We start from the raw sequence: 23,880 nt of genomic DNA, 5'->3' as shown, positions 1-23,880 counted from the left end.
CCCGTAATTCATTGGGCGCACTTTACTGTCGCGACGGAGGCGTTTCCATGGGGACGCCGTGACGAGGCGGGGTGAGGGAGCTGGCGGCCCGCGGGTCCCTGATCTCCTCGCCGTCCGGCCCCATGACCATGTCACGCAAGCCTTCGCAGAGGACGTAGGTCGGGCTGACCCTGTCCGACGACCGAATCGCGACGAGGAATTCGCCGCCGGTGCGGCGGGTGACGAGTGGCGTACCGGCAGCCGAATGTGCGGCGGCGAAGGCCATGACCGTCATCCGCTGCGCGGTGGTCAAGGACTCGAGGCCGACCGCGTGGCGTCCATGGGGTCGGTGAAGCTCACCGTCCCCAGAATCGCCACGACCATGTCGCAGAACTCGCCCCAGTAGTCCAGGGATGCTGTGAAGAGGGTGAAGACAGCGGTGTAGGGGCCGTTGGGGAACGGTACGTGGACCTGGATCTGCCCTGTCCGAAAGCCGGCCTCCTCGCCGGTGGCCGACACGTCCGGTCCGAGTCTGATCTCCCGCAGGGTGACGCACGAGACCGCCGGGCCGCACGGCAGGTCCATCCAACGGGCGTCGTTGAGCGGGTCGTGGCCGAGGGCGGACAGGATGCCCTGAGCGGCGATGTCGGGGTCGGGCTGGTCGGTCTCGACGGCGGCCACGGTGAAGGCACACTGCGCCACGCCACCCTCGTCCGTGGAGAAGAGCCCCATGGCGGAGTAGGCCAGACCGCTCTGCGCCAGGTATTCGGCGATCGCGGCGTAATAGGGCGCCGCGGGGGTCCAGATCGACTCGTCGCCGCGAGAGTAGAGCTCTCGTACGAAGGTGTCGGCGAGCGCGGCGCGTTCCTCGGCCGTGCCCGCCAACGGGAGGGCGAAGAACCCTTCGGGGGCGGTGAATGTCATCGGCGGGAGCGGGGCGCCGCCGCCCGGAGCGGGCGGGATGACGTCCGTGGGGGTGGCCATGGCCTTGGTCCTGATCAGTAGTCGTCGGGCTGGTCTTCGACGTCTTCGCCGTCGGGGCCCATCAGCTGGTACCCCCCGGTGCCGGACCCGGGGGCCGGGGGCGGCCCGTCTCCCGTGCGGTACTCGACGAGGACGTTTCCGCTGGGGCGGCGGCTGACCACGGGGCGCGTGGCGAGCGCGTGCCTGGCGGTGAAGGCTGCGACGGCCTCGCGCTGACCTGGGCTGAGTCGGTCGTCGCCGAGCAGTTCGTGCGGTGTGGCCAGATAGCGGAGCAGCCCGTAAGGCAAGGACACGTGCAGTCGGCACCATGAGCCGTCGGTGAACCGGATGACCGCATCCGAGTTCTCCTTGCTGAAGTTCCGCCGCTCGGCACCGGCGATGTCCGTGCGGGCGCACTCCCACAGGACTTCGGGCCCTGCGCGTCCGTCGTCGGCGCGGCCGAGGATCACGACACGGCGGTCGGTGACGACGGCGTACGTGAGGTAGCCGGCGGGGCGGCGGCCGGGGTCGAGCTGCCAGGGCAGGGTGCGGGCGAGGGAGTCGGGCGCCGCCCACAGGACGGGGAAGTCCTCGACCTCGTTGTCCGGATCCTCGGGTGGATGCCCGATCGCCCGGGGGACTTTGGTGACGCTGCCCGATCCCGCCAGGGTCTCAAGACCGCCCGCGACAACGGCGTACAGACCGCGCAGGCCGAATCGCGCCGCTGATCGGGTGCGTTGCTCGGGCTTGGTCCGCGGCGCGTACCGCGGGCCTTCCGGCCAGCCGGGCAGGTGGTCTTGGACGTCGAGCCGGTTCGTGTCCCGGAACCAGCGCATTCCGGAAACCTGGGGTGCGACGCCGGTGGCGAACGCGACCAGGTCGCGGGCGAGTTGAGTCTCGCCCGGCTGCGGCTGCCATGCGGTCACGGACATGAGCTGGACCTTCAGACCTTCAGTGAGAGGTGGCGGACTGGTCAAGGCGGTCGCCGAGGTGAACCGCCTCGCCCACATGCTGGGGGATGGACCAGAGCTTGGGAGCGATCTTGACCGTCGCGTCGATGCCCCGGCCCATCTTGCCCAGGGGATCGGCGGCGAGCCGTTCGGGTGCCAGGAGGTTCCAGCCCTTGGTGCCCATGAGCTGTCCCGGCCGGTAGCCCGCGTTCATGACACCGGCGAGACGGTTGAGCTTCGTGCTCTCATGTCCGACCAACTGGACTTCCTTGGTCCCCCACAGGGTCACCGTCTTACCGAACCGTGAGAGCGACTTCCCTCCCGCCACCCCGGCGTCCTCGCCGAACGAGATCAGATTGCGGGCCGCCCTGGGACCGAGGCTCTTGAATCCGGCCCCGAAGACCTTGGCTTCCTTCGCGGCGTTGGCGCCCCTGGCGATCGCGACGCCCTCCTTGCCGAACGCGCCGATACCGGGCAGCAGCCCCAGGGCGTCGAATCCGATGGACATCCAACTGACATCGGCACCGGCGGCCATCGCGATGCCGTGGCTCAGCAGGGCCAGCCCGCTGGTGAGCAGGGCTGCCGCACCGAAGATGGCGCCCAGCGGCTCGAAGGGCAGAGTAATGATGGCGAGGAAGGCGAGAATGCCGCTGAGGTCGCTGAGTACGTCGCCGATCAGCTTGATCAGATCGGCGTGGTCCTCGAGCCACTCACCCGTGGCGTCCCACGCATCCGAGATGCCCTTGCCCAGCTTGTCCCAGAAGCCCGGCTCGTCCGGCGCGATGTCGCCCGCCTTGTCGAGCTCCTTGCTGATGGCCCCCGCGGCGCGGCTGTAGCGGCCCTCCAGCTCATACACCTGCTGGGCAACCCCGTCGACGTCCCCCGACGCCTTGGCGGCTTCCTCGCTGTCGGGCTTCGCCTCTTCCCGGGCCTCCAGCTTCCGCCCGGCCGACTTCTCGAGCCGGTCCGCCTCGTCCTGGAAGTCCTGCAGTTCACCGGCCCACCTGTGCAGCGCCCGGGAGGCCTTGTCGAACGACTCGTGGCTCTTCCGTACGAGCGGAGTGACGTCGTGCCCGATGTACTCGGTGAAGGCGAGCGCGGTCTTGCCCTTCCAGGCCCCGCACTCGATCCTCTCCAAGTCCCGTACCGCAGAACCAAGTTCACTCGCGAGCCCGCCCAACTTCTTCGCGAGCTCCCGCGTGTCCGTCACGTCCCCGGGGGTCGGGTCCCAGCCGATATGAGTGAAGGCAGGCCGACGCCCCACGTCACTTGCCCTTCTTCTTGGAGTCCGCCTTCGCCGACTTGAGCGACTCGGCCAGCTCCTGGTCCAGCTCGCCGAACTTCTCACCGATCTTGTCGATCATCTTGACGGCGCCGTGCGTGTGCTTGCCGAGCTGCTTGACGCCGTAGCCCCACTCGTCGGCGAACTCGTGCACGTCCTCGACGAGTTTGCCCGCGCCGACGGCCGAGCCGTCGGTGTTGCGCAAGGCGCGGCGTGCGGCATCCATGCGATCGCTGACCGTGGAGAAGGTCTTGCGCAGATCTTCGAAGATCGTGTCGTCGAGGCGTAGGTCACTCATGTCCGCGGTGTGTTCCCCTCGGCGGTCACGTCGGTCAGGTCGGTCATCGGCAGTCATTGGTGGTCATCGTCGGCTGGCAGGCGCACGGGAAGGGAAGGGCGCCGGGACCGACGATAACTGCGGGATGCATGAATTCGCCAGGGCGAACTGCTGTGAGGTGCGGGATAGCGGGCGGGTGGGTGCGAACCAGGTAGGTGCAGGCACAACGAGGCCTGGGGGTACCTTGCTTCTTCTTTGCCTTCCGCTTTGCTTCCATTTACTTTCTGGGGCGCCCTGGCGGCATGCCTGGCTAAGCCGCAGGGAGGGGCGGGGGAGGGCTAGCGTCGACGCATGGACACCCGAGCAATCCGAGCAGCAGTGCACGGCTTCAAGAACGTCACCCCGCTCCCCGGCCTGCCCGACGCCTGGCACTGGTCCCCGGTACGCACCCTGAACTTCGCCGGCGCACTGTCCGCCGACGGACGCCGCCTGCTGCAGCTGAGTTGTCGCGACTGGTTCGACGAGGAACTGGCCGTCGCCACAATGAAGTTCGCCCGGGAGCGGGAGTCGGAGATCTTCGCCCGCAACCCCCACCTCGGCACGGCGGACGGCTTCACCCCACCACGGACGGCCGCGGGCGAGCATCGCGCCTTCGACGTGGTCGTCGGCATAGCCCCCGAGACCCACGGCTTCTACCGCGTGGAGAATCCCGACCTGACGCCGCACGTACGCCTCGTATTCCCCGCGTACGCCCATGAGTTCTCGGGACGGGAGACGCTCGACGAGGCGATCACCCGCTACCGCATGCTGCGGCTGAACGAGTTCGACCGCCGGGACCCGGTCCCGTACCTCAAGATGCGCTACGCCAACACCCGCACACGAGGACGGAGCACCAACCGGGGCCGGGGCTTCACCAAGGAACAGAACCTCGAGCAGGAACTCCGCCTGCTGGAGAACGCCCCCGGCAGCTTCGTGGAGTTCGAGAACCGCCACGGGAAGGTGTGGCGGGTCGAGTGGCACGACGGGCCGTGGCTGCTGGGGGAGTGGGGAACGGCGGCGGGCCCTCCGCAGGACCCCGATGCGGCTGCCCCGCGCGAGATCGACCTGGAGGACTTGCTCGCCTTCGCCCACGCGAGATTGCGCGACTAGCCGCGCCGACCGCCGACCGCCCATTGCCCTCCCGGCTCATGGAAAGCTCCATCAGATGAAGCACGTGAGGGCGGCCGACCGGGACACGGAACACCACGACTTCCGAGCCGACGCGCGCAGCCGGCCCTTCTCCGTGGACCGTGACATCGAGGTGCCTGTTCCCGCCCCCGGCGAGGTCTGGACGGTCGGCGCCGTCATCCTGAACTCCAAGGGCGAAGCCTTCGCTCAGAAGCGAAGCCCGGATCGCCACCTCTTTCCCGGCGCGTGGGACATCGTGGGCGGCCACGTCGAGGCGGGAGAAACCCTCCTGGACGCGCTCGCGCGAGAGGTCGAGGAAGAGACCGGCTGGCATCTTCGGCGAGTGTGCCGGTTCCTCGGCACCAGTGCCTGGTCCGGCGACGACGGAGCTGGAATCCGTCATGAGGCCGACTATCTGATCGAGGTCGAGGGTGACCTGGACCATCCCGCCCCGGAATGGTCCAAGCACTCCGCCTATGGCTGGTTCGGCCCCGACGACCTCGCCCGCCTCAAAGAGAACTGCTCGCCCGGCGAATTCTTGATCCACGATCTGATCGCGCGAGTAGTGCAAGCCCAGGAGGAGGGACCCGTCTAGCCGGACCGGCTGCCCGGGTGCCGCCTACGCAGGGCCCCAGCCCTCGCCCGGTCGGACCCCTCGTAGGCTGACCTGCCAGAGCCAACGAGGGGACGGGGACGACCATGGCCCGCTACACGGAAGCGCAGACCATCGAGCGCGGTGGATTCAGCATCAAGGTGCCGGAGACCTGGTGGGAGTTCGACGTCCGCCCGGAGTCGCGTGACGCCAGCATCCGCCAGATGATCAACGACCGCGTACGCGAACGCCCCGAGCTGGAGCCGCACCGCAACACCTTCGAGGGCTTCCTGCGCAAGGCGTCCAAGGAGGCCTGGCAGTCCGGCGCCCTGTACTGCGGCTGCATGGCGGAGAGCTTCGGCGGCGATGTGCCGATCACCGGCTCGGTCACGGTCTCCCTGGTCGGCGCCCGCACGTCGAGCGGCGAAGTGATGCCGACGGACCCCGCCGCGATCGTGGCCCAGCTCGGCGTACGGGAGGCCAAGCGCGAGGGCGACACGTACCGCAAGGTGACGACGGTCGACATCCCGGGCGTGGGGCTGGCGGCCCGCACCTACGGCATCGAGGACGTCTCGGTCCCCGGCGACGACCGCACGATCCGCGTCGTACTGATGCAGACGTTCATCCCGGTGCCGGGCCAGGAGGGCAAGGTCGCGCTGGTGGCGGGAAGCAGCCAGGTCCTGGACCTGGCGGAGTCGTTCTTCGACATCTTCGACGCGGTGACGTCTACGTTCCGCTTCGCGGAGTAGGCGGCGCCCAAGCGCTGACGCTCTACCGCCCTGCCGCCTTCCCGTACGCCGCACGCAGATAGTAACTTCGCATGTGCGTACGGGTAGTTGTGGGGCGGAAGTGGCGGGGGTTGCGGCATGGCGGGGAATCGTCCGGCGGATTGGCATGTCCTGGACTTGGACAAGGACCCGACTCCCGGTGATCCGGACCGGGTCCGGAACCTGGCCAAGAACCTGCACGATTTCGCCGACGACGTGTCGAAGGTGCTCCGTGACATCAAGGGGATGGCGGGCGAGGACGCGATCCTCACCTGGGCGGGCAAGACCGCGGAGTCCTTCACGGCGGAGTTCGAGGACGCGCCGGGCAAGCTGAAGAAGCTCAAGAAGAGCTACGAGATGGCGGGCGACGCGCTGTCGACGTACTGGCCGGAGCTGGAGCGCGCCCAGGCCCTCGCCGACAAGGCCCTGGTCAAGGGCCGCGAAGCGCAAGGCGACTTGTCCTCCGCCCAGACCCGGCTCACCTCCGCCGACTCCTGGATGGACAAGGCGGGCAAGGAAGCCGACAAGTACAAGGACGACGACGGCGGTTCCAAGTCCAAGGACGTCCCCAAGCCCGACCCGGACAAGGTCAAGGCCGCCACCCGCAACGCCACCTCCGCCGAAAAGGCCCAGACAGCCGCGAAGTCGGATGTCTCCGCCGCGAAGAGCAACCTCGACGCCGCGAAGAAGATGGCCGAGGACGCGCGCAAGATGCGCGAGGACGCCGCGGGGACGGCGAAGAAGAAGCTGGAAGACGCCTCCGACGCCGGTATCCAGAACCGCAAGTGGTGGGAGGAGGTCGGCGACTGGGTCACCGACAACTGGGACACCATCGTCGCCGTCTGCAAGGTCGTCGTCGCCGTCCTGGGGATCATCGCGATGATCATCGGCGGTCCGATCCTCGGCGCGATCGTCCTCATCGCCGCACTCGTCGTCCTCGCCGACACCCTCAACAAATACGCCAACGGAGAAGCAGGGCTACTCGACGTCGCCTTCGCCGCCCTGGACTGCATCCCCGGCATGAAGGGCCTGACCTCCCTCCGCGGCCTCGCCAAGGGCATGATGGGCCTCAAGGCAGGGATGAAGGGCCTGGCTCTTGGAGCAAAGGGCCTGGGGAAGGGCGCGCGTGCCATGGGGCGGCAGGTGAAGAAGCTCTTCACCTGCGGCGACCCGATCGACATGGCCACCGGCGACATGGTCATGTCCGCAACCGACGTTGAGCTGAGTGGCGTGCTTCCTCTTGTGCTGGAGCGCCATTACCGCACGAGCGTCAACAACGGCCGCCTCTTCGGGCAAAGTTGGACCTCCACCCTCGATCAACGGCTGCGACTCGACGCCACGGGCGCGTTGCTTGCCACCGCCGACGGGATGATCCTCGTCTACCCGGTGCCGGAACAGGACGTGCCTGTCCTCCCCGTGGAGGGCCCGGCCTGGCCGTTGAGCTGGGATGGTCACCCCGGTGGCACGCTCACAGTGGAGCAGCCCGAGGTCGGCCTGAGTCTTCACTTCCGACCGTTGCAGGGGGGTTCCCCTGACGAGCTTCCGCTGGCCGTGATCAGTGACCGCAACGACAACACCATCGGGGTCACTTACGACGCCGACGGCATGCCTGACGAGGTCACCCACCACGGTGGTTACCGCGTCGGCGTGACGTGCGCGGACGGACGGGTCACAGAACTGGCCCTGCGCAGCCACCCCGAGCAACCCACCCTGATTCGCTACGGGTACGACGAGCACGGTCGCCTGGCCGAGGTGTACGACTCCTCCGGACAGCCACAGAAGCTCTTCCACGACGACCAGCACCGCATCAACGGCTGGGAGGACCGCAACGGCGCGTGGTACCGGTACGAGTACGACGCTGGCGGTCGTTGCGTGGCTACGCGCGGAGTGGACGGCCTGCTCAACAACACCTTCGACTATGACGACGAGGCACACGTCACGACCGTGGTCGACGCACTCGGATTCAGCACGCGCTTCCAGTTCAATGACTCCTACCAGCTCGTCGCCGAGACCGATCCCCTGGGGAACACGGTTCGCCAGGAGTGGGACCACCGCGACCAGATGCTGTCCTGGACCGATGCGCTGGGGCGCACTCTCCGCATGGAGCGGGACGGCATGGGCAACCTCACGGTCGTCCACCTGCCCGACGGGGCCACCTCCAGAGTGAGCTACAACGACCTCAACTTGCCGGAGGAGCAAACCTCCTATGACGGCAGTGTGGTGCGGCAGGAGTGGGACGAGCGGGGCAACTGCACCTCGCTGACAGAAGCCGACGGGGCCACCACGCGGTTCACCCGTGATGGAACCGGTGCTCTTACATCGGTGACGGACGCGCTGGGGGCGGTGTCCCGCTTCACGAACAACGAGGCCGGGCAGCAGCTCACTGCGACGGACCCGCTGGGCGCGGTGACCCGGTACGAGTACGACTCCTTCGGCCGCCAAACTGCCGTTGGCGACCCCCTGGGCGCGACGACGCGACTCCTTTGGACCGTCGAAGGGCAGATGGCGGCCAGGACACACCCCGACGGCTCCATCGAGTCCTGGACGTATGACGGTGAAGACAACTGGCTGACGCACACCGACGCGCTCGGTCAGGTCACCCGCCACACCTACGGGGCTTTCGGGCTGCTGGCTTCCCGCACCACACCGGACGGAGCCCGCTACACCTTCACCCACGACGCCGAGCTGAGGCTCATTCAGGTAATGGGACCCGCCGGGCTCGCATGGGACTACGCGTACGACGCAGCAAGCAGGCTCACATCGGAGTCCGATTTCGACGGCCGTACCATCGCCTACGAGTACGACGCAGCCGGACAACTCCTCAGTCGTACCAATGCCGTGGGGCAGACAACGACCTTCACCTATGACGCGGTGGGGAACCAGGTCGAGAAGTGCGTGGACGGAGTGACGACGGTCTACATGCACGACGCCGCGAGCCGTGTGCTGAGGGCTGTGAGCCCCGATGCCACGCTCACGTACACGTACGACCAAGTGGGCCGCAAGACCACAGAGGCCATCGACGGTCGCGCGCTGACGACGTCGTACGACGTTCTGAGTCGTCCCGTCCGACGTACCACTCCTGCGGGAGCCACCAGCACGTACCGCTATGACACGGCGGGGCGCCGCACGATGCTCACCGCCTCGGGCCACACCCTGACGTCTGCGTACGACGACCTTGGGCGCGAGGTCGCCCGCGGCATCGGCGGTACGGGCACATCCCTCGCCTTGAGCTGGGATGCCGAGGGACGCCTCACCGGGCAGATGTTGACCGGCCCGGGCAGCTCACCGCCGCACCTGCGCCGGGCCTACGCCTACCGCGCCGACGGCAACGCCATCTCGATGGACGACTTCGCGACCGGTCGGAGGGAATTCGATCTCGACACGATGGGCCATGTCACGGCCGTGCGAGCCGATGGCTGGAGCGAGTCGTACGCCTACGACGCGTCGGGCAATCAGACGCGGGCTACGTGGCCGGACCGGTTTCACGGCGCAGACGCCCGGGGCGATCGTTCCTACACCGGCAGCCGTGTCAAGCGCGCCGGCTCCGTCCACTACGAGTACGACGGTGCCGGACGTGTCGTATTGCGCCGTAAGACACGGCTGTCCCGCAAGCCGGATATCTGGCGGTACAGCTGGGACGGGGAGGACCGCCTCACTGCTGTCACCACCCCGGACGGCACCCGCTGGCGATACGCGTATGACTCACTCGGGCGTCGCGTCGCCAAGCGGCGGCTCGCCGCGGACGGGGAGTCGGTGATTGAGGAGATCCGCTTCGTCTGGGACGGGCCGCACTTGGTGGAGCAGACGACCTGGCCGTCGAGCAGCACCGACGAGTCGACAACGATCACGTGGGATCGTGACGGCCTGATCCCGGTCGCCCAGACTGTACGGACGACGATGGATGGTGCACCCCAGGGCGGCGCGACCTCAGGAGACATCGACGAACGCTTCTTCGCCATCGTCACCGATCTCGTTGGTGCCCCGACTGAACTCGTCGACGAGGAAGGCATCGTCGCCTGGCGGTCCGATACCACGCTCTGGGGGCTCACCACGTGGAGTGCGGATGCCAGGACCTCCACCCCTCTCCGGTTCCCGGGCCAGTACTTCGATCCCGAGACCGAACTGCACTACAACAACCTCCGCCACTACGACCCGACCACTGCGACCTACATCAGTCCCGACCCCCTGGGACTTGACGCGGGGCCCAACGCGCGCGCCTATGTGGCCAATCCCCAGCGCTGGACCGACTACTTGGGGCTTCTCTGCAATTCCGCGATCCTCGGCAAGAACCTGGCAGCGGACGGACGCCCCGTCTTGCCCGGCCAGGCGGCGGCGCACATTGTTCCCTCCGGAATCAAACGACCGAAGTCCCTCGCCGTCGACAGCCGTAATCTATTGAAGCGGTACAACGTCGATATCAACGATGCGGCGAACGGGATACCTTTGGGCCATGCGAAGCCCCACAACTTCACGCATCGCGACAAGTTCCTTATCAGGCTCAACCAGCATCTGGTGGCCACGGAGCGGATCGGCTTGGCCCAAGGCCATAGCGTCGCTAAGATCGGTGACTCGATCCGTCAGGAATTGCGAAGCATCGGGAAACAGGTGCAACATGAACTTTCACCCAGTCAGATGGTGAATGGTAAACCTTCACCCACCGCAACCTGGACGAGGCTGACCCCCTGACGGAAAGCAGAAGGCAGAAGGTGGCAAGCGTATGACGAGTGAAGACCAGAAGAGGCCCCTTTCCGTGTATCGGCTACTGCCAAGCATGCGGGAGTTTCAAGTCCTTCGCCTCGACAATACTGTGGTGGATGTCATGCGCTGGCAGCTCAATGGCTCCCAGGGGGACCACCCCACTGATTTCACTGCCGAATGGGGAGGCGACCCGCGGTGGCGTAAGAGCGATTTCCCCAATGGGGACCCCAGTACGCCCGCTCTCAGTCGCCGTGTGGTTGATCACCTGAGAAACGACCTCACTAGGGCCGGCAGCCTCTTGCCGGTGCACATTGAATATCCTGAAAAGTCATCGAGGCCCCCGGTACTCCAGGAAGATGAGTACTTTCTCTACCTCGTGGAGCGCGCGGTCGACTGCCTCGATCCGCAGAGGTCGTCGCCTCCGGACCAGCTCGGCCGAATCCAGACCTCGGTGTTCCGGCCGGATGCGGTTCCCGCCGAGCTCCCGGCGTTCAGATCTACGCAATTTCCCATCGGCGTCTGCTGGAACGGGTGGATGGTGGACCGCCTGGCCGATCTTCTGGGGGATCAGTTGGAGATTCGCCTTGTCTGGTCGGAGGACTCCACGCTCGATCCGCACCCCAATCCCTGGGGATTCTGACGTGAGTGTTCCCATGGCCTTCCGGGACCATATGCGTCGGGGCGCGAAGGAGATCCTGGCGAGGTTCCCTGAGGCGCTCAAGCCTGAGATCTATGTCGTCTCGTTCAGCATCTGGCGTGTCAACTACGACCCCCGATTCCCGTACGTGACCATCGGCTACAACACCGAGAGTGAGGTCCGCCGCGTACTGGACACGGAGTGCTCGTACGAGGGAGCGGCTCGGTGGGAGTATTCCTATTGGCTGTTGGAGGGATTCGAAATGCTCGGGCGCGTTCCCGAGGATCCCGTCGGTGGCGAGCTCTACGTGCAGGAGATGAGGAACAAGGGGATTTGGTACGACGGTGAGGTTGGACCCCTGGAACGACCACAAGTCGAGGCCGGGGTGGAGGACATGCGGGATGTTGTGGACGAGCAGCTTGTACTTGACTTCGATGAAGTATGCATTGACATTGCCCGCCACCTGCATGCCAGTGGTCAACTAGAAGCCGCCCTCGGTAGGGCAGTGCCGATTGTTGTCTTCGACATGGACCGCCCTGAATGGGAGCTCGAGGCGACAGAGGCAGCCAATCCTCAGAGCCTGATCACTGAGTTCTCAGACCATGTTCGTGGTTAGTGACCAGTAATGCCGACGGGAGAGCCTCGGCCCCGAGGGGCGCTACCGGCTCCCCCGCCCGCGTGATCAACGCGCCGGATCAGTCCGGCTCAGCGGCGGTTCAACCCCCGCTTCACCTTCTTCCCCGCAGCCGACTCATCCAGCGTCTTCCACAGCTTCGACGAGCTCACCGACGTGTAGACCCCCGGAGCGCCCTGGCCGCCGCAGCCGTCCCCGTACGAGACGACGCCTATCTGGATCGGGGCCCTGCGGCCGGGGACGTTGCGGAAGATGGGGCCGCCGCTGTCGCCCTGGCAGGAGTCCTTCGTCTCAACTCCCGCGCAGAAATTGACCTTTGAGTCGTACTCCCCGTAACTCGTCCCGCATTCCGCGTGCGAGAGGATCGGGACCTTTACCTGGCGCAGGCGGTCCGGAGTGTTGGGGAGTTCCGTGTCCGTGTTTCCCCAGCCCGTGACCGTCGCCTTCTGGCCCGGGCGGATGAGCGCGTCCGTGCCCTGCGTGGGGAGGGCGACCGGGGAGATGCCCCGCACCGGCTTGCTGAGTTGGATGAACGCTACGTCGTACGCCTCCTGGCCCTTGAGGTAGCGGGGGTGCACCACTACGCCGCCCTTGGCCACGTTGCGTATCTGGCCCTGGCCGGCGGCGGAGAGGACCGTGCGGCCGACCGCCACCTGGAGCTTCTTCGGCTTCAGGGGCTTGCCCGCGTCGTCCACCAGGCAGTGGGCCGCCGTCATCACCGTGTCCGCGGTGACCAGGCTGCCGCCGCAGAACTGGCGGTCCAGCGGGCTGCCGGACCCCTTGTCCATCACGGCCGCCATGAACGGGTAGGCGTCGTTGGAGACTTCGGTGCCGCCGATGATCGCGTGCGCGGCGGGTGTGCCGGTGGCCAGCATGGCCAGCGCCGCCGTGGCTACGCCGGTTACCGCCAGGGTCTTACGAGACGCCCTCCGTGAGGTACGTCGTACGTGCGAGGGAAAGGAAAGTCTCATGGGGGTTGAATTTCTCTTCCGTGTCGAGCAGAGGTCGAGCAGAGCAGGATTCTGTTATGCGGCACGCCGAGTTGTGCGGTACGCCGACCGACTGACTCGCCGTTGCTACGGGGGTCTTGGCGTGCCGGACTGTGAGACGGAGGAGGGTGGGTGGGGGTTCATTTGGGAGTGGGGCGCTCTTCGCCCCCCGGGGCTCCCCCCCCGGCTTCACGCGGCGCCCCCCACCACCGTCATGGCTGAACTCCACCCACCCCGGGAACCACCCCCACCCCTCCCGGCGTCATCCGTCCGGCTGATGGATCAACCGTTCATCAGTCACCGATCAGTCACCGATCAGCTGGTGTTCCTCATCACCGCGCCCTGCGGCGCCCGTTGCGCAAACGGTAGTTATTCGCGTACGCACATCCTTGTCTCCTCTTCCCGTCCAGGAATGCGTGGGAACCATGGAGTACGGATTGCGCGTGGATAACGATGAGGGGTACGGGCCGCGGCAGTCTTAACGCGCCTTGAGGGGCTTATGTGCTGCTGATACGGTGCGATGACTTGACACTGTGCCTGGGGCTGAATAGCCCGCCCGAGGCGGGCGAAGAGAGTCGCGAGTGTCTGAAAATGACCGAATCTTCTTGGGCGTGCGGGGAGCAGTTGCGTGAAGATCCAAGAGCGTACGGGGGCGGGCAACAGCCGTTCCGCCGCGCCGGTTCAGCCAGCGGTCGGTGAGCGCCTTCCCGCGCCGCCTCGCGAGCGCAAACCGGCACTCGCCGCCCTGGCCGTTCTGCTCATCCTCATCGGCGCCCTCGGCGCCACCGTTCTCGTGCTGCGCGCCGGAGACCGTGTCGAGGTCGTGAAGGTGACGGCGGAGATCCCTGCGGGGGAGTCGGTGAGTGACGACAACGTCACCTCCGTCATGGTCGCCGACGACACGAGCATCAACTACGTGAAGTGGTCGCAGGTCGACAAGCTGAAGGCGCTCAAGGCCACCAACACCATCCCCAAGGGCGCCGTGGCCGTCGGCGAGATGTTCTCCAGCAAGAGCGGCCTGCCCGCGGGCAAGTCGGCCGTCGGCGTCTCCCTCAAGGAGGGGCAGTACCCCGCGGACGGCCTGAAGGCCGGCGACACCGTGGACGTCTACCAGGTGGGCGACTCCGCCTCGTCCGGGTCCAGCGACAAGGAGACGGGCGGCTCCGCCGGCAGCGCCGGTACGGGTGACTCGCCCATCGTCTCGGCCGCCCGCGTCAGCTCCATCGCGGACACGAGCGACGCCACCGTGAGCACCGGCGCCCTCGGCGTCACGCTCCAGGTGGACAGCGCCGACGCCGCCGCCGTCACCAGGGCCGCGTCCGCCGGTGAGGTCGCTCTCGTCCAAGTGTCTCCCAACGGCAACTAGAGGCGAGTAGAAGAGACATGGCGCTCATTGCTCTCGCCGCAGACAAGGGGTCTCCCGGAGTCACCACCGCGGCCGTCGCGCTCGCAGCCGTCTGGCCGCGGCGCGTGCTGGTCGCGGAGACCGACCCCGCAGGCGGCGACCTGGTCTACCGCAGTGCCGCCGCGCACGGCGGACCGCTCAACCCCAACACCGGGATGCTCAGCATCGCGGCCACCGCTCGCCGCGGCCTCGTGCCCGACCAACTCTGGGACCACACCCAGCCGTTGGCCGGTGGGCTCGAAGTGCTCGTGGGTCTTGGTGTGGCCGAGCAGGCCGCCGGGCTCGCGGGGCTCTGGCCGACCCTCGGTCGCGCCTTCTCGCAGCTCGCCGACTCCCCGCACGCGCCCGCCGACGTCATCGCCGACTGCGGCCGCGTCAGCGGGGACACCCCGGCCGTCGAGCTCTTTCCGCAGGCGGCCCTCGTGCTGCTCGTCTCGCGGACCGAGCCCGAGGCCATCGCCCGCGTACGAGACCGTGCCGCCGCCCTCGCGGCCAAGCTGCACGGCGGATCCCGTGGGGCCGCGTCGCTCGCGACCCCGCTCATCGGCGTACTCCTGATCGCCGACCCCTCGACGTCCGCCAAGCTCGTCCACCAGGTCAACGACATGCTGGTGGCCGCGCAGACCGGCGCCCGCGTCGTCGGCACGCTCGCCGAGGACCCGGCGGGCGCCGAGCAGTTGGCGGGCCGCAAGCGCGGCCGTCTCGACAAGTCGATGCTGATCCGCTCGGCCCGCAAGGTGACCGTCGACCTGTACCAGCAGTACGGCGCCGCCTGGGCCAACCCGGCCGCGGGCACACAGGGCATGCAGGGCACGCACGGAGCCGGTGCGCACGGAGCCGGCGCGCACGGGGCCGGCCGATGAGCGTTCCCGTCGATCACCAGCTCGTCAAGCGGTTCCGGCAGGACGCCGGTGACCGCATCGCCGAGCAGCGCCGCCTGGACCAGGTCTCGGGCGTCACCCCCATGTCGGGCGAGGACGAGCGGCAGTACGCCCGCGCCGTCATCGCCCAGATCCTGGAGGAGTACGCCCGGATAGAGATCAACGCCGGGCGCACACCGCTGGACGCCGAGACCGAGGAGAAGTACGCGGCTGCCGTGCACGCGGCGCTCTTCGGCGTCGGACGGCTCCAGCCGCTGCTCGACGACCCCGAGGTCGAGAACATCGACATCAACGGGTACGACCAGGTCTTCGTCGGATACGCCGACGGGCGCGAGGCCAAGGGCGACCCGGTCGCCGAGACGGACGAGGAGCTCATCGAGCTCATCCAGATCCTCGGTGCCTACTCGGGTCTCTCCTCCCGCCCCTTCGACTCCGCCAACCCGCAGCTCGACCTCCGGCTCCCGGACGGCTCGCGTCTGTCGGCCGTCATGGACGTCACGCGGCGCCCCGCGCTCTCCATCCGACGTGCCCGCATGGGCAAGGTCTTCATGTCGGACCTGGTGGGCAACGGCACGGTGACGCCCGAGGTCGCGCACTTCATGGCGTGCGCGGTGCGGGCCCGCAAGAACATCATGATCGCGGGCGCGACGAACGCCGGAAAGACCACTCTCCTTCGCGCGCTCGCGAACGAGATCCCGCCGCACGAGCGTCTGGTGACCGTCGAGCGAGCCCTTGAGCTCGGCCTCGACCAGTACGCCGATCTGCACCCGAACGTCGTCGCCTTCGAGGAGCGCCTGCCCAACTCCGAGGGGCAGGGCACCATTTCGATGGCGGAGCTCGTACGCCGTTCGCTCCGTATGAACCCCTCCCGCGTCATCGTCGGTGAGGTGCTCGGCGACGAGATCGTGACCATGCTCAACGCGATGTCGCAGGGCAACGACGGCTCGCTCTCCACGATCCACGCCAACAGCTCGAGTGAGGTCTTCAACCGCATCTCGACGTACGCCCTCCAGGCCACCGAGCGGCTGCCCATCGAGGCCAGCCAGATGCTCGTGGCCGGAGCCGTCAACTTCGTCGTCTTCATCCAGCGGCGCAACAACTACCAGACCGGCGGCAAGCTCCAGCGCATGGTGACCTCGGTCCGCGAGGTCAACGGCGTCGACGGCCGCGTCCTGTCCAGTGAGGTCTTCGCGGAGGCCTCGAACGGGCAGGTCGTCGCGCACGCGCCGATAGCCTGCATGGACGACCTGGCCGCGTTCGGCTACCGCCCCGCCGGGCAATGGGGGTGAGCACGACATGAACTCACTCGGCTCGATGGGCGGCCTTTTCTCGCTGCCCGTCCTGTACGCACTGGGCTGCGGCCTCGCGGTCGGCGGCGGCCTCGCGGTCCTCGCGATGGCGCTGCGCGGACTGCCGGTGAAGCCCGAGCACGAGAAGCAGCGGGCCAGCGAGCGGATGGGCGAACTCATCCGCTTCGCGGGCCGGCGCGGCTCGCTCGCGATCGGCGTGGGCCTGATCGTCCTGCTGCTCACGCGCTGGGCGGTGGCGGGCATCGCATCCGGCATCCTCGTCTTCTTCTGGGACAAGCTGTTCGGCGGCGCGGCCGAGGAGCGCGCTCAGATGAAGCGTGTCGAGGCCCTCGCCGCGTGGACGGAGTCGCTGCGCGACACCATCGCAGGCGCGGTCGGCCTGGAGCAGGCGATCCCCGCCTCGGCGCGGGCAGCCGCACCGGTGCTCCGCCCCCACCTGGACGCTCTGGTGGACCGGCTGCGTGCGCGTACGCCGCTCCCCGAGGCCCTTCAGGTCCTCGCCGACGAGATCGACGACGCGTCGGCCGACATCATCGTGGCGGCGCTGATCCTGAACGCGAAGCTGCGCGGACCCGGCCTGCGCCAGGTGCTCGGCGCACTCGCCAAGTCGGCGCGCGAAGAGGTCGACATGCGCCAGCGCGTGATGGCGCAGCGGGCGTCGACGCGGCGGTCGGTGCAGATCGTGGTCGCGGTGTCGATCGCGTTCGTACTCGGCCTCTCGATCTTCAACCGCGACTTCGTCGCGCCCTACGGCACGCCGGTCGGGCAGCTCGTACTCGCCTGTGTCTGCGGCCTGTTCGCGCTCGGCTTCTGGTGGCTGCGCAAGCTCTCGACGGTGGAGACCCCGGACCGCTTCCTGGTCAGGGACGAGCCCGGCGTGCAGTTCGTGCGACCTCGGGGCCCGGGCGGGGGCGCCCCCGCCGGGTCGGGTGAGCAGGCGCCGCTGACGGGTCCGGCCGGTCCGTACGGGCAGCCGGGTCAGCCAGGGCAAGCGGGTCAGCCCGGTCATCCCGGTCAGCCCGGCCCGACCGGCTATTCGAACCCGGAGGGGGTACGTCGATGAGCCTGACGATGCCGATAGTGATCGGCGCCATCATGGGCCTGGGCATCTACGCCCTCGTACGTGCCCTGATGCCCTCCAAGCGGAGCGCGGTCGCGACCGTCGCGCGGATCGACGCGATGCGGGCGCGGGGCGCGGCCTACGAGTCGCACCGCTCACCGTCCGGTGACGCCAGGAAGAACTCCGGCCGACTGGATTCGACGCGCTCCCGGGTGGGCATGCGGGTCGCCGAGTTCTACCTCGCGCAGGGCTGGGAACAGCGCTCGCTGCGGGCCGACTTGGCGGTGCTCGACCGCAGCTGGGAGAAGTTCCTGGCCACGAAGACGTTGCTGGCGGCCGCGGGTGTCTTCTTCGGGCCGTTCATGTTCGTCATCATCTGGACGCTGGGGGTCGGTCGCAGCCCGATCATCCCGGTCTGGCTCGCCTTGATGTTCGGCGTCCTCTTCTTCTTCCTTCCCGACCTCGAAGTGCGCAGGGACGCCGCGGACAAGCGGCGCGACCTGCGTCGCGTCATCGGCGCGTATCTGGACCTGGTGTCGATGAGCCTGGCGGGCGGCCGCGGCCTCCCCGAGGCCCTGATGGCGGCGGCGGAGATCTCCGACGGCTGGGCGACGCAACGTATCCGAAGTGCGCTGGCCGATGCGCGTATCACCGGCATCAGCCAGTGGCAGGCGCTCGGCTCACTCGGCGAGCAGCTGGGTGTCGAAGAGCTCAAGGACCTGTCGGCCTCGCTCGGCCTGGTGGCCGACGACGGAGCCAAGGTGCGCGAGTCGCTCGCCTCCCGTGCGGAGACGATGCGGCACCGCGAGATGGCGGAGATCGAGGGCAGCGCGGGCGAGAAGTCGCAGTCGATGCTCGTCGCTCAGCTCCTTCTCTGCGCGGGCTTCCTGGTCTTCCTCATCTTCCCGGCGGCGATGCGCGTGTTCCAGGTCTAGCGATCTTTACGGCGACGGACGGGCCGGCCGACGGGGGCGGCCCGACAACCTCCCCCCACTCCTGAGAGGACAACTCACCATGAACGGACGGAACTTCAACACCGGGATCCCGGCTATGGACTTCCTGGTCACCTTCCTGAAGGGCCGCGTGCAGCGTGCCCGCTCCGGCGAGCTCGACCGCGGTGCGTCCGCGGTCGAGTGGGTCATCATCTCGGCGGTCGTCGTGGCGATCGTCGGTGTGGTCGCCGCCGTCATCAACGGTGCGCTGAAGGGTGGCGCGGAAGACGTCAAGGACTGCATCGAGGGTGCCGACGCCGGCAAGACCTGCTGATCAGTCGGTTACCGGGGAGCGAAGGCGGGGACGAGTGCGCGGGCGTGTGAAGCGATGGGTACGCCGCAGGGTGGAGGCAGCCTCCAACCGCGGTGAATCCGGCATGACCGCGATCGAGTTCGTGCTGCTCACCCCGGTGCTGTTTTTCATGATCTTCGCGACGGTGCAGTTCGCGCTGTACTTCTTCGCGGATCACGTCGCCCAGGCCGCGGCCCAGGCGGGCGCGCGCAAGGCCCGCGCGACGGCCGACGAGAACCCGGGCGGATGGCGGGGCGAGGCGCGTGACGTGGTCGACGACTACATCCAGCAGCTGGGACCGCAGTTGGTGCTCGGCCCGGACGTGAAGACGGTCGAGCCGAAGGCGAACACGGTCGGCGTGGAGATCACCGCGAAGGTGCCGTCCGTCTTTCCCGGCCTCGACATGACGGTGCGCGCGCAGTCGTCGGGCCCGGTGGAGCGGTTCGTGGAGGACAACGGCTGATGAGGAACGCATGGGCCCGTGCCGTCCTCCACGGGATGCGCGCGTCGGGCGGCCGCTCGGACCGAGGGCTCTCGACCAGCCGGTCGGACCGGAGGTTCTCGATCAGCCGGTCGGACCGAGGGCTCTCGACCATCGAGGTGGTCATCCTCGCGCCCGTGATGATCCTCTTCATCCTGATCCTGGTGGCCTTCGGCCAGCTCGTCGACGCCCGGGGAGGCGTTGACGGGGCGGCGCGTGACGCCGCGCGTGCCGGTTCGATCCAGAAGGACCAGGGCACGGCGATGGCCGAGGCGAAGGCGGCGGCGGAGGCCGACCTCGAGGGCATGTGTGTCGGTCCGGTCAGCGTCAACCAGACGAGCACGGGCTTTGAGTCCGGCACGTTCTTCACGGTCGAAGTGAGCTGTCAGGTAAGGGGCTTGGCGATCCTCGGCCTTGATATGGAGACGACACTGAAGGCCAGCTTCAGCTCTTCACTGGACCCGCTCCGGAGGTCGGCGTGAGCATCAGTCCTCGCATACGAGAATGGGCCGCCGCCCGCCGCGAACGCCTCGACGACCGCGGCTCGGGTGCGGGCGCCGTCATCATCTTCGCGCTCGTCTTCCTCTCGCTGTCGGCGTTCGTCATCGACGGCGGCCTGTCCATCTCCAAGCGGGAGCGGGCCGCTGACATAGCGGAACAGGCAGCGCGTTACGCGGCGCAGGACATCGACCGCGAGGGCATATACGAAGGCGCCAAGGGCGCGCCCATCAACTTCGAGAACTGCGGCGCGCGAGCGCAGCAGTACGCACGCTCGACCGGCATGAGCGGCGCGGACGTCGCGGCGACGCAGTGCGTGACGGCGAACGCGAATCAGGTCGAGGTCGAGGTCCAGCTGACCTACAGCCCGGTGTTCACCGGGATGTTCTACGGCGGCGATGTGACGGTGCGGGGGCGCGCGGTGGCGGAGAACGCGGTCGGCTGAGGATGGACCCCGGGGTCCGGGGGCAGGGGGCCGAGGTCCGCGGTCCGGGGCCCGAGGTCCGAGGTCCGGGGCCCGTCCACCCGGAGGGTCACCCGACTCATCCGACTTTCACTCTGCCGGTCCTCGATCTTGCGGTGACCTTCGGCGGGGGCGGGGGGTTTTACCGCCTGTTCCCCTTTGCGGGAGGTACAGGAGGTCGGGCCGGGTGGGTATGAGGGTGGGGTTGCCGTGGGTGGGTGCGGTTGCGCTGTTGGCGGTGGGGTGCAGCGGGGGCGAGCCGGGTGGTTCGGACAGGATCGCGGGTGCGGACTCATCGACCGTGACGTCGGCGGGGCCGTCACCTTCCGCCACGGGCGACGCCATCGAGCGGCCGGTGATCAAACTGCCGAACGGCGTGAAGAACGTCTTTGAGGGGCGGAGGACGGGGGATGCGGCGAAGGACGCGGTGCTCGCGGACAGCGAGCGCGGGATCGACGCCGAGAGCGATGCCATCGTCAGAGGCACTCCGACCTCTGCCGCCCTGCGCTTCTACAACAAGGGCGAGACCTTGTTGTCGGAGGTCAAGTACGTGCAGAGCTTCCTGGACGGAGGCATCAGCTACAAGGGCACGATCCGCTACTTCGACCGCCGGGTGACCGTCGTCGACGACAAGACGGCGACGCTCGTCTACTGCGCCGACGAGAGCGGCGCGGTCAACACCGACCGTAGGACCGGCAAGACCAGGAAGTCCGGCCAGACGCGGCGCGATGACAACTACGTGCTCTACAACACGCGGCTGACACTGAACTCGAAGGGTGTCTGGCAGAGCATTGAGGGATTCTCGAAGCGAGGGGCTGACACGTGCCTCCCGCGGTGAAGGGCCGTTGCGCCACGGTGACGGTGGTGGTTCTGGCAGTGGCTGCGTGGTCGTTGCCCGCCTTTGGCATCGGGACGGGCGGAGCCGGTAAGAGGGACGTCGCCGCCACAGGCGGTTCGAGCGGTGGCCAGATCCACGCTCAGACCAGGATCCGCACGGCAGTCAGCGGCAGCGTTGCCTCGTCGAAGACGGGGACATTGACCCCTGTCACGGCCGGGAGCCGCCCCTCCCCGGCCTGCTGGTACGAGCCCGCGTTCTCGCCGAAGGAGATCCAGAGCGTCGTCAAGGCGTGGCGGACCTTCGGGGCGACCGCTCCGCTCGTCGGCGGGATCGGCCACGTCATCAGCGAAGCGCTGGATCACCGCTACAAGGACGGCCATCCGTACAAGAACTACAACCTCTCCAAGCAAGGCGAGGGCATGTTCTGGGCGTCGGTGGTCAACCCGAACCGCGAGGACGACCCCGAGGCGACGTCGTGCGACCGGCAGCCCTTCTGGGTGGACAAGGGGCAGACCCCGGCCGAGCCCATGGCGGCCTCGCCGGAGATCCTCGCCCAGTACGCGTACGACGAACTCCCCGTCCCCGGCACCGAGATCAAGATGGCCCCGAGCGGCAGATCCACGGTGAATCTGCCCACCTGGGTCTGGCTGGACAAGGGCAGGTTCAAGAAGGTCAGCGTCTCCGCGAGCCTGCCCGGTACGGGCCTCTCGGCGACGACGACCGCCGAGCCGGAGTCCCTGCGCATCGAGCCGGGCACGGCAGACGCCGACGTCTTCCCGGCATCCGGGAGCTGCGCTCTCGCCGAGCGGGGCGGCGGCATCGGCGAGCCCTACGCGCGGGGCAAGGCGAACCGGGTACCGCCCTGCGGGGTGACGTACCGGCGCTCCCCGGGGGCGAACGCCACGTACCCCCTACGGGCCACCCTCACCTGGAAGATCCACTGGACCAGCACCACCGGCGAGGGCGGCACGCTGCCGTCCGGCTCCTTCGGCGCGACCCAGCGGGTTCCCGTCCAGGAGATCCAGTCCGTGAACCGCTGACCCTGGCCCCTGACCAGGTCCGGCAGCCCAGGAGCCCTCCATGGCCGACAAGCTCAAGACCGACGGTGACGAACTCGCCCACTTCATGAAGCTGTTGAACAGATCCACCGACTCCCTCAAGGGTCTCCGCAAGGCCCTGAGCAACGCGACCATCACCGGCCTGGGCACCGACGATCTCGACTGCGCCTGCGAGGACTTCCAGTCGGACTGGAAGTACGGCGCGGAAGAGATCGGGGAGCAGACCGAGGACCTCGCGAAGATCATCGGCCAGAGCAAGGACAGCTACGAGGAGGTCGACAAGGCGTTGGCGGAGGCCCTGGAGAAGGCGAGGCGGAACAAGGGATGACGTACGCGCCGGGGCAGGAGACCCCCCGCCGGTCCGCCTCCTCCCACCAGGGCACCCTGGACGACCTGACCAAGCCCCAGGGCCTGAAGTCCGCGCCCCACATCCCGAACCCCACCTACCCGGCGCTGGGCTTCAACCCCGTACCCGGCAGTCCCGACACGGTGCGCTCCCTGCACAAGAAGCTCGCGAACTGCGCCAAGGTTCTGGACGACACCCACGGCCAGGTCACCAAGCTCATGGCCGGCAGCTACTGGGAAGGCGACGCGGCGGTCGCCTTCCGCGAGCAGATCGACGGGGGCCCGCTTCCCCTGAACCTCAAGAATGCGGCGCATTCGCTGACGAAGGCGGCCAAGCAGCTGTGTCGTTGGCACGACGAGCTCGACGAGTTCCAACGGCGCGCGAAGCTCCTGAACGAGGACGCGAAGGACGCGAGGGCCGCGGTGGAGGCGGCGCAGGGTCGGGTTTCCGAGGTGCCGGACGGGGCCGACGACCGCAAGGCTGCCCTGAAGCGAGCCACCGGCAAGGTCGACGAAGCCCAGGCCGAGCTCGACCGCATCCTCGGCAAGGCGCGGCGCCTGGCCTCGGAGCACGAGGAGAAGGCGGGCTACCGGGCTCGCAAGATCCGCGACGCGACGAGAAAGCTGGCACCCAAAGAGCCGGGTCTCTTCGAGGAGATCGGCGAGTGGCTTACCGAGAACCTGCCGGACATCCTCAGCTTTGTGGCGGGGGTGGTGGGGCTGGTCGCGTTGTTCGTCGTTACGGGTGGGGTTGCGGCTGCGGTCTTGTTGTTGGTGGCGGGGGCGTTGAGTGCGGGGGCAGTCGGGTTGCGGGTCTCGGATCCGGCGGTGCAGGCATCCCTGTGGGACGGCGTCACCAAGTGCGAGCTGGACTCCGACTTCTGGGGCAATGCTGTCGGGGTGACGAGCGACGTGGTGGGCATGGCACCCGGGCTCAGCGCAATCGTCAAGGGAGGCGCTGGAGCGGTACGCAGCCTCAGCGCAGGAGCCGAAGCCGTCACCCTCGGGCAGCGACTGACCACCGTCGGGACCAAGACCGTGGACGAGGCCCGTGCCATCTCCCGCCTGGGCAACCCGTTCCTCGATTTCACGGTGCGCGGCGCATCGGACGCCGAGAAGGCCGGGAGAGTCGTCGAGGTGACGTCCAGTTCGCTCGGCGTCGCCACAGCGGGCTACGGCCTGGCCGTCAGTGCTGCGGAGGCACTCGACAACGACACGGCCACGGGCGGCACCACCGGGGTGGATGGCGTACGGCTCGGCCTCGACAGCGGCGGACTCATCGATCTTGCCCGGCACGCCTTCCCCTGACCATCTCCCCCTGA

Annotated in this window: 25 protein-coding genes; 19 read left to right on the top strand and 6 right to left on the bottom strand. The window is 68.0% G+C overall.

Annotated elements, in window-relative coordinates; all coding sequences use genetic code 11:
- Positions 1–22: 22 nt before the first annotated feature.
- From ABD378_RS04550 to ABD378_RS04530, 5 genes are read right to left on the bottom strand one after another with little or no spacing between them, the layout of a single operon-like run.
- Positions 23–292, bottom strand: coding sequence for a hypothetical protein (locus tag ABD378_RS04550; protein WP_344519067.1), 270 nt, complete (start codon positions 290–292; stop codon positions 23–25).
- A complete protein-coding gene (locus ABD378_RS04545) occupies positions 289–963 on the bottom strand; it encodes a hypothetical protein (protein ID WP_344519066.1) in 675 nt (224 codons plus the stop codon). The genes ABD378_RS04550 and ABD378_RS04545 overlap by 4 nt, the downstream gene beginning before the upstream one ends.
- 14 nt (positions 964–977) lie before the next feature.
- On the bottom strand, positions 978–1,874 hold the full coding sequence (locus ABD378_RS04540; protein ID WP_344519065.1) for a hypothetical protein: 897 nt from the start codon (positions 1,872–1,874) through the stop codon (positions 978–980).
- Between the two features lie 19 nt (positions 1,875–1,893).
- Positions 1,894–3,102, bottom strand: coding sequence for an enoyl-CoA hydratase/isomerase family protein (locus tag ABD378_RS04535; protein ID WP_344519063.1), 1,209 nt, complete (start codon positions 3,100–3,102; stop codon positions 1,894–1,896).
- A 55-nt stretch (positions 3,103–3,157) separates the two neighbouring features.
- Positions 3,158–3,472, bottom strand: coding sequence for a hypothetical protein (locus ABD378_RS04530; RefSeq protein WP_344519062.1), 315 nt, complete (start codon positions 3,470–3,472; stop codon positions 3,158–3,160).
- A 330-nt stretch (positions 3,473–3,802) separates the two neighbouring features.
- Here ABD378_RS04530 and ABD378_RS04525 point away from each other — a divergent pair, with 330 nt between their 5' ends.
- The 6 genes from ABD378_RS04525 to ABD378_RS04500 all read left to right on the top strand — a co-directional run bounded on the left by ABD378_RS04525 (position 3,803) and on the right by ABD378_RS04500 (position 11,928).
- A complete protein-coding gene (locus tag ABD378_RS04525) occupies positions 3,803–4,600 on the top strand; it encodes a hypothetical protein (protein ID WP_344519061.1) in 798 nt (265 codons plus the stop codon).
- A gap of 55 nt (positions 4,601–4,655) precedes the next feature.
- On the top strand, positions 4,656–5,213 hold the full coding sequence (locus ABD378_RS04520; protein ID WP_344519060.1) for an NUDIX hydrolase: 558 nt from the start codon (positions 4,656–4,658) through the stop codon (positions 5,211–5,213).
- A 104-nt stretch (positions 5,214–5,317) separates the two neighbouring features.
- Positions 5,318–5,959 carry a hypothetical protein gene (locus ABD378_RS04515; protein ID WP_344519059.1) on the top strand — a complete coding sequence of 214 codons (642 nt, stop codon included), beginning with the start codon at positions 5,318–5,320 and terminating at the stop codon, positions 5,957–5,959.
- A 117-nt stretch (positions 5,960–6,076) separates the two neighbouring features.
- Entirely contained in the window at positions 6,077–10,663 is a 4,587-nt protein-coding gene (locus ABD378_RS04510; RefSeq protein WP_344519058.1) for a DUF6531 domain-containing protein, read from the top strand.
- Positions 10,664–10,694: 31 nt separating this feature from the next.
- Entirely contained in the window at positions 10,695–11,315 is a 621-nt protein-coding gene (locus ABD378_RS04505; RefSeq protein WP_344519057.1) for a hypothetical protein, read from the top strand.
- A 1-nt stretch (position 11,316) separates the two neighbouring features.
- A complete protein-coding gene (locus ABD378_RS04500) occupies positions 11,317–11,928 on the top strand; it encodes an aldehyde dehydrogenase family protein (RefSeq protein WP_344519055.1) in 612 nt (203 codons plus the stop codon).
- Positions 11,929–12,017: 89 nt separating this feature from the next.
- Here ABD378_RS04500 and ABD378_RS04495 read toward each other — a convergent pair whose 3' ends face one another.
- Entirely contained in the window at positions 12,018–12,917 is a 900-nt protein-coding gene (locus ABD378_RS04495; RefSeq protein WP_344519054.1) for a S1 family peptidase, read from the bottom strand.
- A gap of 646 nt (positions 12,918–13,563) precedes the next feature.
- Here ABD378_RS04495 and ABD378_RS04490 point away from each other — a divergent pair.
- The 13 genes from ABD378_RS04490 (at position 13,564) to ABD378_RS04430 (ending at position 23,866) form a co-directional block, all read left to right on the top strand.
- Positions 13,564–14,301, top strand: a complete 738-nt coding sequence (locus tag ABD378_RS04490; protein WP_344519053.1) for an RcpC/CpaB family pilus assembly protein — start codon at positions 13,564–13,566, stop codon at positions 14,299–14,301.
- 17 nt (positions 14,302–14,318) lie between these two features.
- Positions 14,319–15,203 carry a hypothetical protein gene (locus tag ABD378_RS04485; RefSeq protein ID WP_344519052.1) on the top strand — a complete coding sequence of 295 codons (885 nt, stop codon included), beginning with the start codon at positions 14,319–14,321 and terminating at the stop codon, positions 15,201–15,203.
- Positions 15,200–16,510, top strand: a complete 1,311-nt coding sequence (locus ABD378_RS04480) for a TadA family conjugal transfer-associated ATPase (RefSeq protein WP_344519051.1) — start codon at positions 15,200–15,202, stop codon at positions 16,508–16,510. Before ABD378_RS04485 ends, ABD378_RS04480 begins: the two co-directional genes overlap by 4 nt.
- Positions 16,511–16,517: 7 nt before the next feature.
- The gene (locus tag ABD378_RS04475; RefSeq protein ID WP_344519049.1) at positions 16,518–17,594 is read left to right on the top strand and encodes a type II secretion system F family protein; all 1,077 of its coding nucleotides are present in this window, start codon (positions 16,518–16,520) and stop codon (positions 17,592–17,594) included.
- On the top strand, positions 17,591–18,526 hold the full coding sequence (locus ABD378_RS04470) for a type II secretion system F family protein (protein WP_344519048.1): 936 nt from the start codon (positions 17,591–17,593) through the stop codon (positions 18,524–18,526). The genes ABD378_RS04475 and ABD378_RS04470 overlap by 4 nt, the downstream gene beginning before the upstream one ends.
- 79 nt (positions 18,527–18,605) lie before the next feature.
- Entirely contained in the window at positions 18,606–18,857 is a 252-nt protein-coding gene (locus ABD378_RS04465) for a hypothetical protein (RefSeq protein ID WP_344519046.1), read from the top strand.
- Between the two features lie 103 nt (positions 18,858–18,960).
- The gene (locus ABD378_RS04460; protein ID WP_386544261.1) at positions 18,961–19,338 is read left to right on the top strand and encodes a TadE family protein; all 378 of its coding nucleotides are present in this window, start codon (positions 18,961–18,963) and stop codon (positions 19,336–19,338) included.
- On the top strand, positions 19,338–19,838 hold the full coding sequence (locus ABD378_RS04455; RefSeq protein WP_344519044.1) for a TadE/TadG family type IV pilus assembly protein: 501 nt from the start codon (positions 19,338–19,340) through the stop codon (positions 19,836–19,838). Before ABD378_RS04460 ends, ABD378_RS04455 begins: the two co-directional genes overlap by 1 nt.
- Positions 19,839–19,840: 2 nt before the next feature.
- Positions 19,841–20,299 (top strand): TadE/TadG family type IV pilus assembly protein, encoded by a 459-nt coding sequence (locus tag ABD378_RS04450; RefSeq protein ID WP_386546743.1) that lies wholly within the window; start codon positions 19,841–19,843, stop codon positions 20,297–20,299.
- A gap of 319 nt (positions 20,300–20,618) precedes the next feature.
- Positions 20,619–21,155: a hypothetical protein gene (locus ABD378_RS04445; RefSeq protein WP_344519041.1), complete on the top strand. Its 537-nt coding sequence runs from the start codon at positions 20,619–20,621 to the stop codon at positions 21,153–21,155.
- A 197-nt stretch (positions 21,156–21,352) separates the two neighbouring features.
- Positions 21,353–22,195, top strand: coding sequence for a hypothetical protein (locus tag ABD378_RS04440; protein WP_344519040.1), 843 nt, complete (start codon positions 21,353–21,355; stop codon positions 22,193–22,195).
- Positions 22,196–22,235: 40 nt separating this feature from the next.
- Positions 22,236–22,541, top strand: a complete 306-nt coding sequence (locus tag ABD378_RS04435) for a hypothetical protein (RefSeq protein ID WP_344519039.1) — start codon at positions 22,236–22,238, stop codon at positions 22,539–22,541.
- Complete coding sequence (locus ABD378_RS04430; RefSeq protein ID WP_344519038.1) at positions 22,538–23,866, top strand: WXG100 family type VII secretion target; 1,329 nt, start codon at positions 22,538–22,540, stop codon at positions 23,864–23,866. Before ABD378_RS04435 ends, ABD378_RS04430 begins: the two co-directional genes overlap by 4 nt.
- Positions 23,867–23,880 lie beyond the last annotated feature (14 nt).

Origin of the sequence: Streptomyces rectiviolaceus, from assembly GCF_039533825.1 — a bacterium.
GTDB classification, from domain to species: Bacteria; Actinomycetota; Actinomycetes; order Streptomycetales; family Streptomycetaceae; genus Streptomyces; species Streptomyces rectiviolaceus.
The sequence above is the reverse complement of the archived record's forward strand: the minus strand, read 5'-3'. Positions and strand labels throughout refer to the sequence as shown.

Excerpts from the sequence above, each read along its gene's own strand:
- ABD378_RS04515 (WP_344519059.1), top strand. The coding sequence starts at position 5,318 with ATGGCCCGCTACACGGAAGCGCAGACCATCGAGCGCGGTGGATTCAGC.
- ABD378_RS04505 (WP_344519057.1), top strand. The coding sequence starts at position 10,695 with ATGACGAGTGAAGACCAGAAGAGGCCCCTTTCCGTGTATCGGCTACTG.
- ABD378_RS04455 (WP_344519044.1), top strand. The coding sequence starts at position 19,338 with ATGAGGAACGCATGGGCCCGTGCCGTCCTCCACGGGATGCGCGCGTCG.
- ABD378_RS04470 (WP_344519048.1), top strand. The coding sequence starts at position 17,591 with ATGAGCCTGACGATGCCGATAGTGATCGGCGCCATCATGGGCCTGGGC.
- ABD378_RS04495 (WP_344519054.1), bottom strand. The coding sequence starts at position 12,917 with ATGAGACTTTCCTTTCCCTCGCACGTACGACGTACCTCACGGAGGGCG.
- ABD378_RS04460 (WP_386544261.1), top strand. The coding sequence starts at position 18,961 with ATGACCGCGATCGAGTTCGTGCTGCTCACCCCGGTGCTGTTTTTCATG.
- ABD378_RS04520 (WP_344519060.1), top strand. The coding sequence starts at position 4,656 with ATGAAGCACGTGAGGGCGGCCGACCGGGACACGGAACACCACGACTTC.
- ABD378_RS04545 (WP_344519066.1), bottom strand. The coding sequence starts at position 963 with ATGGCCACCCCCACGGACGTCATCCCGCCCGCTCCGGGCGGCGGCGCC.
- ABD378_RS04540 (WP_344519065.1), bottom strand. The coding sequence starts at position 1,874 with ATGTCCGTGACCGCATGGCAGCCGCAGCCGGGCGAGACTCAACTCGCC.
- ABD378_RS04430 (WP_344519038.1), top strand. The coding sequence starts at position 22,538 with ATGACGTACGCGCCGGGGCAGGAGACCCCCCGCCGGTCCGCCTCCTCC.
- ABD378_RS04480 (WP_344519051.1), top strand. The coding sequence starts at position 15,200 with ATGAGCGTTCCCGTCGATCACCAGCTCGTCAAGCGGTTCCGGCAGGAC.
- ABD378_RS04435 (WP_344519039.1), top strand. The coding sequence starts at position 22,236 with ATGGCCGACAAGCTCAAGACCGACGGTGACGAACTCGCCCACTTCATG.
- ABD378_RS04475 (WP_344519049.1), top strand. The coding sequence starts at position 16,518 with ATGAACTCACTCGGCTCGATGGGCGGCCTTTTCTCGCTGCCCGTCCTG.
- ABD378_RS04465 (WP_344519046.1), top strand. The coding sequence starts at position 18,606 with ATGAACGGACGGAACTTCAACACCGGGATCCCGGCTATGGACTTCCTG.
- ABD378_RS04525 (WP_344519061.1), top strand. The coding sequence starts at position 3,803 with ATGGACACCCGAGCAATCCGAGCAGCAGTGCACGGCTTCAAGAACGTC.
- ABD378_RS04530 (WP_344519062.1), bottom strand. The coding sequence starts at position 3,472 with ATGAGTGACCTACGCCTCGACGACACGATCTTCGAAGATCTGCGCAAG.
- ABD378_RS04510 (WP_344519058.1), top strand. The coding sequence starts at position 6,077 with ATGGCGGGGAATCGTCCGGCGGATTGGCATGTCCTGGACTTGGACAAG.
- ABD378_RS04485 (WP_344519052.1), top strand. The coding sequence starts at position 14,319 with ATGGCGCTCATTGCTCTCGCCGCAGACAAGGGGTCTCCCGGAGTCACC.